Raw genomic sequence first — 12307 nt, 5'->3', positions numbered from 1 at the left:
ACATACGCTTTTAGAATTTGGTGTTTAATAATTAATTTATTCCGTTTAAAATCTCTTTTATATGATTGGTGTTTCTCATCTCATTAAAAATAGCCTCGAAATCATCAGACTCCATAAGTGTTTTAAAATGTGTAAGATTATTAATATATTCATTTAATGTTTCAATAACATTGGTTTTATTTTGTTGGAAAATAGGTGTCCACATCTCTGGTGAACTTTTCGCCAACCGAACCGTAGAAGCAAAGCCACTACCCGCCATATCGAAAATATCGCGTTCATTTCTTTCCTTATCCACAACCGTTTTACCTAACATAAAGGAACTGATGTGTGATAAATGCGACACATAAGCAATATGTTTATCGTGAGACTCCGGATTCATGTACCTAATGCGCATTCCAATAGCTGCAAATAGGTTCAATGCTTGCTCCTGAAGTTTAAAAGCCGTTTTTTCAACTTCACAAATAATATTTGTTTTACCTACAAACAAACCCGCTATTGCCGCACTTGGTCCAGAATACTCTGTACCTGCAATAGGATGCATGGCTAGAAAGTTTCTGCGTTTTGGATGGTTTTCTACCACTTTGCAAATGGCTTCTTTGGTAGATCCTGCATCTATAACGAGTCCTGAGTCTGGAACTTTATCCAAGATAGTAGGTAATAATTTTACGGTAGCATCTACTGGGATGGATACAATAACCAAATCGGCATGCACGAGATCCTCCAGGGTTGCTTTTTTATCAATTAAATTAAGTGCCAACGCTTGATCTAATGTTGCCTCTTTCCTACTAATACCGTGTATAATCGCTTCTGGATTATGCTTTTTGATATCGATTGCAAGACTGCCCCCTATTAAGCCAACACCTATAATATATATGTTTTTCATTCCGTTTTAGCCCCTCTCCAAAAAAAAAGGCCTTTTAAATTAGTATTTATTTTTTCAGTTTACTGTGTTACAACTGCAATCTGTATTTATTTCACCCTAGAAATGGCTTCTCTTAAGCTTTCGCTTGTTGCACATAAAGAAAAGCGAATAAACCCTTCTCCCTGACTACCAAAAATAGTTCCAGGGGTAATAAAAATATCATTGTTTTTAAGCACCGTATCTATAAATGCTTCTGCTTCTATAGAAGGAGGTAATTTTGCCCAAACAAAAAGCCCACATGCATTTTTGTCATAAGTACAGTTTAAAGCTTCTGCCAATTGCCAAACCAAATCGCGACGCTCTTTATAAACTTCGTTAAGGCTTTCAAACCACGACTTCGAACACTTTAAAGCTTCAATTGCCCCTTTTTGGATCCCGTAAAACATACCCGAATCCATATTACTCTTTACTTTTAAAATATTATCGATATGCGCACTGCTTCCCACGACCATTCCGACACGCCATCCCGCCATGTTAAAAGTTTTACTTAAGGAGTTTAATTCCAAACACACATCTTTTGCACCTGCAATGCTTAAGATACTTATTTGACTATCATTAAGTATAAAACTATAAGGGTTGTCGTTTACTATTAAAATATGATGTCTTTTAGCAAAAGCAACTAAATCTTCAAACAACGTTTTGGTGGCTTTTGCTCCAGTAGGCATATGGGGGTAGTTTACCCACATCAATTTCACCTTGCTAAGGTCCAATTTCTCTAAAGCCTCTAAATCTGGCAACCAATTCTCACTTTCGTCCAACTCATAAAAAACGGGCTCTGCACCTAACAGTCGCGTTACCGATTGATACGTGGGATAGCCTGGATTTGGAATTAAAACTTTATCGCCTTCATTTAAGTATGCCATAGAAATGTGCATAATCCCTTCCTTGCTTCCCATTAAGGGTAAAATATCTGTAGCCGAATTTAAAGTAACCTGAAAGTACGTATTATAAAAAGCGGCCATAGCCTCCCGTAGTGCTGGCAAGCCTTGATAACTTTGATATTTATGTGCATTCGTTTCAAGCAAACTCTTAGAAATAGCGTCTACCACCTCCTGTGGTGGAGGCAAATCTGGACTTCCAATGCCTAAATTAATAATGGGTTTTCCATTAGCAATAAGCAAATTTACTTCTCTCAGTTTTTTTGAGAAATAATACTCTTCCACCGTATGCAATCTATTTGCTACTTCAATCATAACTTGGCATTTTTATATTCACCTAAAACTTTTAGACCCGTGGCCATTATTTCTATAAGGGACTTTGCTTTTTTAAAATCTGAATACGACTCGAAAGTAACGTCCACAAAAAAGGCATATTTCCATGGGGTTTCGATAATGGGTAAAGATTGTATTTTAGTTAAATTCAATTTACAGTCGCTCAGCACATTCAATATAGCTGCCAAACTCCCACGCTTATGGTTGGCCTCAAATTTTATCGAAGCTTTATTTATATCATTATCTAATCCCTCTGTTTTTGTTCTCTTTACAATAACAAAACGGGTTTCGTTATTTTTAATGGTTTGGATACTATGTGCTAAAATATCGAGTTCAAATATTTCGGCTGCCATCACACTGGCAATCGCACCAACACCTTTAAGCTGACCTTCTTGGATACGCTGCGACACTTCTGCTGTATCCTTATCTTCAACCAGTTTAATTTGCGGATACTGCTTAAAGAAGGCCTTACACTGCAACAACGCCATGGGATGCGAGTACACCTCTTTAATATCCTCAATACCTTGGCCTGGCAAGGCCATAAAATTATGTTGGATATCGAGATAATGCTCGCCCACAATATGCAAATTGTTTTTATCAAGCAATGCATAATTAGGGATTATAGAACCCGCAATAGAATTCTCCAATGCCATAATAACGGCATCACTTTCCCCCGAGAGCAATGACTCTACAACGGCATCAAACGTTAAACATTCAATCGTTTCAACATCGTTTTCGAAATATTGCAAAGATACAATATGATGAAAAGACCCTTTAATTCCCTGTATGGCTACTGTTTTGATCATATAAAAAAAGTCCCGATTTTCATCGAGACTCATATTAAAATTTATGTTTATAAATTATACATACAACGTCTCGATTCCTTTGCTAAAAAAGAAATAAAAAAAGTTGCTAAAATATGTATTATTCAATGTTACTTTCATGTGTGCTCTGATTTTTTTTTAAAAAGTTAATCCTTTTTTTGGGACAAACAATATAACAGCTGAAATAGTATTATTTTTGTATAACAAAAACTTTAAATTACCGATGTTTCATTATCAGGCTGCTAAAGTAGTTAATATTTGAACAAATCAAAATAGTATATTAAGTTATTTACGTATTATTTAAAAAAAATAAAGAATTTACAGCAAAACTTCCATTATATTAAATTATCATTATTTTTGAACAAATATTTTTAAACATGTCAATAGAGGTAACGGGTGTTTCTAAACTTTACGGAAAGCAAAACGCTTTAAATAAGGTGTCATTTAAAATTGAACGCCCAGAGATTGTTGGTTTTCTAGGGCCAAATGGTGCGGGGAAGTCTACTATGATGAAAATCCTAACAACTTACATTCCTGCCTCCAGCGGTTCTGCCCTAGTTAATGGACACAACATAGCAACACATACAAAAGAAGTTCAAAAAAGTATTGGATACCTGCCTGAACATAATCCGTTATATTTAGATATGTATGTTAAAGAGTACTTAGCTTTTAATGCCTCCATTTACAAAATAAGTACAGCACGTTTAAACGAGGTTATCGCCCTTACAGGCTTAACACCAGAGTGCCATAAAAAAATAGAGCAACTCTCTAAAGGCTATCGCCAACGTGTAGGCTTGGCGAATGCACTGTTGCACGATCCGGATGTTTTAATTCTAGATGAACCCACAACAGGATTGGATCCGAATCAATTAGTGGATATTAGAACACTTATAAAATCCCTTGGAAAAACCAAAACTGTTTTTTTATCAACACATATCATGCAAGAAGTAGAAGCCATGTGCGACCGTGTGATCATTATCAACAAAGGAGAGATTGTTGCAGATAAAAATCTAAAAGATCTTCGGGACGAAAAAGAGCAAATAGTCGTTGTAGAATTTGATTACCGTGTAGAAGATGCTTTTTTATTAAAATTACCCAAAGTTAAAAATGTAAAAAACACCTATGGTTTTGTTTATGAAATCACGTTTTCAACCGCAGAAGACATGCGATCTTATGTCTTTGATTTTGCTCATGACAATCAATTGAAGATCCTTCAACTTAACCAAAAGAACACGAGTTTGGAGTCCTTGTTTAGAACACTGACTTCCTCCTAATTAAACCACCTATTTTGTTGTATCAACTTTAAACGAAAATCATGACAAAAATCATCTTTAGATAAACTGCAACATACTAATTTTGTGACATCAATTTATTAAATGAGTTAGTTATTTCGGTTTAAAATTTTCAATAACTATCTTTATAATTCTATAAAACAAACAAAAATGAGTAAAGGAATTTATGTTGCAACCATCGAACCCAATAGTGGAAAATCTGTTGTGGTCCTTGGTTTAATGCGCATGTTATTAGGTAAAACCGCTAAAGTGGGTTATTTCAGACCCATTATTGATGATTTGGAAGTTGGCGAAATGGACAACCATATTAGAACGGTACTTTCACATTTTGAGATAGATATTGAATATAAAAACACCTATGCGTTTACCAGAAACGAAGTTTTAGACTTATACAATAAAGGGAAGTCTGGGGAGGTTATTGATGAAATTATTAAAAAATACAAATATTTAGAAGAACGTTTTGACATTGTTTTATTAGAAGGAACCGATTTCTCTCATGATAATTCAAGTATTGAGCTTGATCTTAATATCTTAATTTCAAAAAACTTAGGTTTACCTGTTATTATTGTAACACAAGGAGACCGAAAATGTTTCAAAGAAATAGTAGAAGGAGTGCAATTGGCACATGATACTTTTAAACAAGATGTAGACGTCCTTTCTATTATGACCAATAAAGTAAATCCAGATGATGTAGACAAATTAAAAGAACTGCTTAGTGCGCGCATCACAGACGGAACAGATATTACTGTTATTCCTAAAATTGTGAGCTTAGCAAGTCCAACCGTAAAGGAAATCACCGATTTACTAGATGGCACTGTATTATTTGGTAAGGATATGCTAAATAACCTAACCGAGAACTTTAGTGTGGGCGCCATGCAGCTTCGAAACTACCTTATTCATTTAAAAGAGAATTCACTGGTCATTACGCCTGGAGATAGAGCCGACATTATACTTGGGGCACTACAAGCCAATATATCAAAAAATTACCCCAAGATTTCTGGTATTATTTTAACTGGAGGTCTTATCCCTGAAGAACCTATTTTAAAGCTTATTGAAGGCCTTTCAAGTATTGTTCCCATTATTAGTGTAAAAGGAGGCACCTATTTTGTAACCAATTATATTGGTAAGATCAGATCGAAAATTTACGCTGAAAACACTGAAAAAATTGCCACATCTATCGCTACTTTTGAAAAACATGTTGACACAGACAAGCTATCAGAACGTTTAATCACTTTTGAATCTTTAAGCTTCACACCTCGAATGTTCCAGTATAACTTACTGCAACGTGCGTTAAAAAACAAAAAACACATTGTACTGCCTGAAGGTTACGACGAACGTGTTTTACGTGCTGCTGCACGATTAATAAGTGCACAGGTTGTAGAGCTTACGCTTATTGGTGAAAAAGAGACGATTGCCGAACGTATTGAAACCCTAGACATTCCTTTAAACATCGAAGACGTCAATATTGTATCGCCAAAAGAATCTCCTTATTTTGAAGATTATGCCAACACCCTTTATGAATTAAGAAAACATAAAGATGTGAACTTACAAATGGCCAAAGATATGATGGAAGATGTTTCCTATTTTGGAACCATGATGATTTATAAAGGACATGCAGACGGCATGGTGTCTGGAGCTATTCATACCACACAACATACTTTAAGGCCGGCTCTTCAGTTTATAAAAACAAAACCAGGAGTGAACATTGTGTCGTCTATATTCTTTATGTGCTTGGAAGATAGAGTATCGGTGTTTGGCGATTGTGCCATTAACCCTAACCCAAATGCCGAAGAGTTAGCAGAAATAGCTATTTCTTCAGCCCAAACCACAGTCAACTTTGGGATTGAGCCTAAAGTAGCCATGCTATCTTATTCATCTGGAGCCTCTGGAAAAGGTGCTGATGTTGAAAAAGTAAGGGAAGCGACCCAGATTGTAAAAAGATTAGCACCAGATATTAAAATTGAAGGGCCTATCCAATATGATGCTGCAGTAGATATGCGTATCGGAAAAAGCAAACTACCAGATTCTGAAGTTGCAGGTCGTGCAAGTGTTTTAATTTTCCCCGATTTAAATACAGGAAACAACACCTACAAAGCCGTACAAAGAGAAACAGGTGCCTTGGCTATTGGCCCTGTTTTACAAGGACTAAATAAGCCAGTAAACGATTTAAGCCGAGGTTGTACTGCAGATGATATTTACAGCACGGTAATTATAACCGCTATTCAAGCACAAGAATTATAAGTATGCAAGTATTAATTTTAAATTCAGGAAGCTCTTCTATAAAGTTTCAATTATTTTCCATGCCAGAAGCCAGCATTTTATGCTCAGGGCTTATCGAGCGCATTGGTTATAAAGATGCATTTTTCAAATTCAAGTCCCAAAAAGACACTATTGAATTCCAATCTGAGATTTTAAACCATAAAGTAGGCCTAAACCTTTTAGCAAAACAATTGTTCGATAAAAACACTGGTGTTTTAGACTCTCCCGACGACATTGCTGTTGTAGGGCATCGGGTAGTTCATGGTGGAAAATATTTTAGCAAAGCCACCGAAATCACTAAAGAGGTTAAGGAAAGAATACGCGACTTATCTAAATTAGCGCCTTTACATAATCCTGCACATTTAGAAGGTATTGAAGTGGCAGAAGATGTTTTTAAAAGCGCAAAACAAGTTATAGTTTGTGATACTGCTTTCCATCAATCCATACCGGAATATGCCTATAAATATGCCATTCCGAATGAGTTTTTAGATACTTATGATATTCGCGTTTATGGTTTTCATGGGATTAGTCATAAATACGTTTCCCAAGAAGCTATTAAATTTTTAGGCAAAAAAGATTCGAAGATCATAACCATTCATTTAGGAAACGGTTGCAGCATGACCGCTGTAAAAGACGGAAAAAGCATAGACCACTCCATGGGTTTCACTCCCTTAGACGGCTTAATAATGGGTACGCGTTCTGGTAATATAGACCCCGCGGTTATCTTCTACCTAGCCGATAAATTAAATTATAAGGTAAACGACATCAATACCCTACTGTTAAAAAAGAGTGGTATGTTGGGACTTACCGGTTTTAGTGATTTAAGAGACATCATAGATGCGGCAGAAAAAGGAAATAAAGAATGTGAGCTGGCACTTTTAATGAATACCTACCGAATAAAAAAATATATTGGTAGCTACGCTGCTGTTTTAAATGGATTGGACGCTATTGTGTTTACCGCTGGAATTGGAGAAAATGCTGCTCTAATCCGTCAAATGGTTTGCGAAGACATGGATTTTTTAGGTATTCAAATGGATTCAGAAAAAAACAAGATACGATCAAGCACACTACAAGCGGTACAGAAAGACAATGCTAAAGTTGGAATTTTAGTGATTCCAACCAATGAAGAGCTTGAAATCGCAAAACAAGCCATGGCGCTACTTGAAAATTAATTGTCCTTTATAAAGAACTTCAACATCTACTAATGGAGGCATCGTAACAGAAAACACATCACCAGTTCCTGTTATGGTGCCTTTTAATTCTGATTGTGGGTTTACTATAATATCATTGGAAGCTCGCGTATAAATAGTAACATGTTGAGCGATTAAATCTGCACCTTCAAAACGCGATGGTGTACCCGCATAAAAACCAATATTTAGATTCTCTGTTTTGCCTGAGACATAACAAGCAGAGATGTTGTTAAATATAATATCAAAATTCGTATTATCTATTTGCAATTTAAAATCGCCGATAGTAAAAAAACCTGGAGCAAAAAAATCTTCTGACAATATCTTTAAGTTCGGGTAAGTTAATACGCCGTCTGAGCTCACATCATATTGAGAAGAGCTCCTTATTTCTGTAATATTTGGAGCTGTTACATATACTTTAGTGGCACTATAATCACGAACATAATTACAGGTATTATTATCCGTTAGTTCCAAGACGCCATTAACAACCTTTACTTCAACATCATTAAAAAGGTTTTTTCCTGTTTCGATACTTACTTTTTGGTTCGCACCTTCCTTTAGAACCAATTCCACATTCCTGTTAACTACTATTTTATCAAAAAAATCTACATCAACCTCGCTTTGCACCAAATGTCCCGCTTTTTGAAAACAATCTCCAGCATGCTCACTATCGCATCCCCATAATAAAGTTAAAAAAAAGATATAAATTATTTTTTTCATGTTTCTATTTTTTTCAAACCACCATTATTTTTTTAGGTGAAAGTTTATTTAAACTCACGCTCTAACCAAGGGCATCGTAGTACAGCGTAACAAACCACCTTGCTTTCCTATTTCTGCATAAGGCACTTCTTCAACGGTAAACCCTTGTTTGCGTAACCATGTGTTTAATCTTTTAAAATGCTGTTCGGATACCACAACCTGTTCTGAAATAGAGAATACATTGCAAGTCATTGCACTCATTTCTTCCTTTGTGATTTCAAAAACATTGTCTTTTCCAAAAAAATTGACCAACCATTCGTATTCATGAGTAATCAAAAACCCTTCTTTATGAATAATTGCTTTATCAGTTCCAATGGGCTGAAAGCAACAGTCTAGATGTAAAGCATTTTCTTTAGGATCTGTATTCGATTTTCGTAACTCGAAAGCCTTTACTGTTTTATTAGGAAACAATTCTTGTAATGCGATAACCGCATCCATATTAGTTCTAGCAGTAATATATTGCGAGTAATCTTCTCCCGAATAAGTTCCAACAAAAATATAATCATGCCATATTATCACGTCTCCTCCTTCAACATGGCATGCTTCAGGTAAAATAATCGTGTTTTCTTTATCTATCTGGTTCCATACATAATCGATGGCCTTAACCTCTTTAATACGATTGGGCAAAATATTAGCTCTAATTATCTTGTCTTCAATCACAAAAGCCATATCACGAGAAAAAATCTGATTACAGCCTTCTATCACCTTTGGTCTATAAACCACCACAGCATATTTTTCTAGTACAGAAGCAAAAGCATCCAACTCTTTAACCATATCCGATTCTTTTGGGTAAGTACCAGCAATAAGATGCTCTATACTTTTGGGATCGTAACAGTCCTTTATTTCAGGAATCGGAACATTGCTTTCTGCTGTTCCTAAAACAACAGCTTTTAATTGCGCTGTTTCACTGGTAATATGAAGTTGAAGTGTCATGGTTTAAATGTAAAAAAGGCTTCATAATTTTAATTATGAAGCCTTTTTTTTATTCTTATTAAATGTTAAGCTTTTCTGTCTTCAATATCTACAAACTTTCTTTCTGTTGCACCGATATAAATTTGTCTTGGCCTTCCAATAGGCTCCTTTCTTAAGCGCATTTCTCTCCATTGTGCTATCCAACCTGGTAAGCGCCCTAAAGCAAACATTACGGTAAACATATCTGTTGGAATCCCCATGCCTCTATAAATAATTCCGGAATAAAAATCGACATTTGGATATAATTTTCTATCTACAAAGTACGGATCCTCCAAAGCTTCTTTTTCAAGCCCTTTTGCGATATCCAAAACCGGGTCCTTGATACCCAAACTTTCTAGAACTTCATCGGCCGCCTTTTTAATAATTTTAGCACGTGGATCAAAGTTCTTGTACACACGATGCCCAAAGCCCATTAAGCGGAAAGGATCTTCTTTGTCCTTAGCTTTTTCCATATATTTTTTAGTATCACCACCATCTTCTTTTATTGCTTCAAGCATTTCTAGAACGGCTTGATTAGCACCTCCATGAAGTGGCCCCCATAAAGCAGAAATTCCGGAAGAGATAGAAGCAAATAAACCAGCGTGTGATGACCCTACAATTCTAACCGTAGAAGTTGAACAATTTTGCTCATGATCGGCATGTAAAATCAGTAACTTGTCTAATGCATTAACTAATATCTTACTTTGAATATAGCATGAATTGGGCTGTCTAAACATCATTTTTAATATGTTTTCCACATATCCCAAAGAATCATCTCCATAATCCAATGGTAACCCTTGTTTTTTACGAAGTGTCCAAGCAACTAAAACAGGGAATTTCCCTAAAATTTTAACCACAGACTTATACATCTCTTCTTCCGAATTAACATTAACGCTGGAAGGATTAAAAGCTGTTAAGGCACTTGTTAAAGATGCGATAACGCCCATAGGATGAGCTGATCTTGGAAAGGCGTCTAATATTTTTTTAATATCCTCATCTACAACAGACTGTGCTTTAATATCGTCATGAAATTTATCATTCTGCACTTTCGTAGGAAGTTCTCCAAATATTAAAAGATAAGCAACTTCTAAAAAGTCTGCTTTTTCCGCCAGTTCTTCAATAGAATACCCTCTGTATCTTAAAATACCTTTGTCTCCTTCCAGAAAAGTTATAGCACTTTCACAAGATCCCGTATTTTTATAACCAGGATCGATTGTAATCACTCCATCTGTGACAGTTCTTAAGTTAGAAATATCTATTGCTACTTCATTTTCGGTTCCTTTAACTAAAGGAAACTCATATTTTTGACCATTAATTTCTAATGTGGCTGTTTTTGACATAGGTGTTGAATTTTATTTAAATTATGCGGAACGCTAAATTACGAAATATACCTTTATTTTTTACATAATTCTATCAAAAGGATTCTACAATTGAAGTATTGACAAAATAAGGTATAAAAAAAAGGACAATTAAAAATTTAATTGTCCCTTTTTCAAAATAAAACAGAAATTTCTATTTTATTTTGAATGCTTTTTCTTGTGGGTAGTAAGCTGTGTCCCCTAACTCTTCTTCTATACGAAGCAATTGATTGTATTTAGCCATACGATCACTACGTGAAGCAGAACCCGTTTTAATCTGTCCACAGTTTAATGCAACAGCTAAATCTGCAATGGTATTATCTTCTGTTTCACCAGAGCGGTGTGACATAACCGAAGTATAACCAGCATTTTTCGCCATATTTACAGCAGCAATCGTTTCTGTTAAAGTTCCTATTTGATTAACTTTAATAAGAATAGAGTTTGCTATATTAGTGTCTATACCACGTGATAAACGCTCTACATTAGTAACAAATAAGTCATCTCCAACTAATTGCACTTTATCACCAATTTTTTCGGTTAATACTTTCCAGCCATCCCAGTCGTTTTCATCCATACCATCTTCAATAGAAATGATTGGGTATTTGGCTGCTAATTCTGCTAAATATTCTGCTTGCTCTTCACTTGTTCTGATAACACCAGAATCGCCTTCAAACTTTTTATAATCATATTTGCCATCGACATAAAATTCTGCCGCAGCACAATCCAAGGCCACCATAATTTCATCTCCAAACGTATATCCTGCATTTTCAACAGCTACTTTAATAGAATCTAAAGCATCTTCTGTTCCTCCTGCTAGATTTGGTGCAAAACCACCTTCATCACCTACAGCTGTGCTTAAACCTCTATCATGTAATACTTTTTTAAGATTATGGAAAATCTCTGTTCCCATTTGCATAGCATGTGAAAAGTTTTTAGCCTTTACTGGCATAATCATGAACTCTTGGAATGCAATAGGTGCATCACTATGCGACCCACCATTGATGATATTCATCATAGGTACAGGCAATGTGTTTGCAGATACTCCACCAACATATCGGTACAAGGGCAAGCCCAATTCATTTGCTGCTGCTTTAGCCACTGCTAAAGACACACCTAAAATGGCGTTAGCACCCAATTTTGATTTATTTGGAGTTCCATCTAAATCAATCATGATTTTATCAATCAAGCCTTGCTCGAAAATTGAAACACCTAATAATTCTTCTGCAATAATGTTGTTTACATTTTCAACGGCTTTTAAAACGCCTTTGCCCATATATGCTTTTCCACCATCTCGTAACTCAACGGCTTCGTGTTCCCCTGTAGAAGCTCCAGAAGGCACTGCTGCTCTTCCTAAAACGTTGTTTTCTGTAATAACATCTACTTCTACTGTTGGATTTCCTCTTGAATCCAAAATTTGTCTGGCATGGACATTAATTATTATACTCATAATGGCTTTATTTTTAAACTTTTATTATTTCAAATTTACGGTTTAATCCCCTATTTTCCTCTCTTTTTTTGAAGAAAGTAGCAAAATATTACCTACA

10 protein-coding genes are annotated in these 12307 nt (G+C 35.5%); 3 read left to right on the top strand and 7 right to left on the bottom strand.

What is annotated here, in order from left to right; genetic code table 11:
• Nucleotides 1-31 precede the first annotated feature (31 nt).
• The 3 genes from ACFFU9_RS10130 to ACFFU9_RS10120 all read right to left on the bottom strand — a co-directional run bounded on the left by ACFFU9_RS10130 (nucleotide 32) and on the right by ACFFU9_RS10120 (nucleotide 2939).
• Nucleotides 32-883 (bottom strand): prephenate dehydrogenase, encoded by an 852-nt coding sequence (locus tag ACFFU9_RS10130; RefSeq protein WP_379861316.1) that lies wholly within the window; start codon nucleotides 881-883, stop codon nucleotides 32-34.
• Nucleotides 884-969: 86 nt separating this feature from the next.
• Nucleotides 970-2115 carry a pyridoxal phosphate-dependent aminotransferase gene (locus tag ACFFU9_RS10125; protein WP_379861315.1) on the bottom strand — a complete coding sequence of 382 codons (1146 nt, stop codon included), beginning with the start codon at nucleotides 2113-2115 and terminating at the stop codon, nucleotides 970-972.
• Nucleotides 2112-2939: a prephenate dehydratase gene (locus tag ACFFU9_RS10120; RefSeq protein WP_379861342.1), complete on the bottom strand. Its 828-nt coding sequence runs from the start codon at nucleotides 2937-2939 to the stop codon at nucleotides 2112-2114. The genes ACFFU9_RS10125 and ACFFU9_RS10120 overlap by 4 nt, the downstream gene beginning before the upstream one ends.
• A gap of 395 nt (nucleotides 2940-3334) precedes the next feature.
• Between ACFFU9_RS10120 and gldA the strand changes: the two genes are divergently transcribed.
• The 3 genes from gldA to ACFFU9_RS10105 all read left to right on the top strand — a co-directional run bounded on the left by gldA (nucleotide 3335) and on the right by ACFFU9_RS10105 (nucleotide 7680).
• On the top strand, nucleotides 3335-4231 hold the full coding sequence (gldA, locus tag ACFFU9_RS10115; RefSeq protein WP_379861314.1) for a gliding motility-associated ABC transporter ATP-binding subunit GldA: 897 nt from the start codon (nucleotides 3335-3337) through the stop codon (nucleotides 4229-4231).
• 168 nt (nucleotides 4232-4399) lie between these two features.
• Nucleotides 4400-6490, top strand: coding sequence for a phosphate acetyltransferase (gene pta / locus ACFFU9_RS10110; protein ID WP_379861313.1), 2091 nt, complete (start codon nucleotides 4400-4402; stop codon nucleotides 6488-6490).
• A 2-nt stretch (nucleotides 6491-6492) separates the two neighbouring features.
• Nucleotides 6493-7680: an acetate/propionate family kinase gene (locus tag ACFFU9_RS10105; protein ID WP_379861312.1), complete on the top strand. Its 1188-nt coding sequence runs from the start codon at nucleotides 6493-6495 to the stop codon at nucleotides 7678-7680.
• Here ACFFU9_RS10105 and ACFFU9_RS10100 read toward each other — a convergent pair.
• The 4 genes from ACFFU9_RS10100 to eno form a co-directional block, all read right to left on the bottom strand.
• Nucleotides 7666-8415: a head GIN domain-containing protein gene (locus ACFFU9_RS10100; protein WP_379861311.1), complete on the bottom strand. Its 750-nt coding sequence runs from the start codon at nucleotides 8413-8415 to the stop codon at nucleotides 7666-7668. The genes ACFFU9_RS10105 and ACFFU9_RS10100 overlap by 15 nt on opposite strands.
• A gap of 54 nt (nucleotides 8416-8469) precedes the next feature.
• Nucleotides 8470-9387 carry a dimethylarginine dimethylaminohydrolase family protein gene (locus ACFFU9_RS10095; protein WP_379861310.1) on the bottom strand — a complete coding sequence of 306 codons (918 nt, stop codon included), beginning with the start codon at nucleotides 9385-9387 and terminating at the stop codon, nucleotides 8470-8472.
• A 65-nt stretch (nucleotides 9388-9452) separates the two neighbouring features.
• Nucleotides 9453-10745: a citrate synthase gene (locus ACFFU9_RS10090; RefSeq protein WP_379861309.1), complete on the bottom strand. Its 1293-nt coding sequence runs from the start codon at nucleotides 10743-10745 to the stop codon at nucleotides 9453-9455.
• A gap of 172 nt (nucleotides 10746-10917) precedes the next feature.
• Entirely contained in the window at nucleotides 10918-12210 is a 1293-nt protein-coding gene (gene eno / locus ACFFU9_RS10085) for a phosphopyruvate hydratase (RefSeq protein ID WP_379861308.1), read from the bottom strand.
• Nucleotides 12211-12307: the final 97 nt, after the last annotated feature.

The organism is Mariniflexile ostreae (genome assembly GCF_042427585.1).
Classification (GTDB): Bacteria; Bacteroidota; Bacteroidia; order Flavobacteriales; family Flavobacteriaceae; genus Pseudalgibacter; species Pseudalgibacter ostreae.
This window is presented reverse-complemented; position numbering and strand designations above follow the sequence as displayed.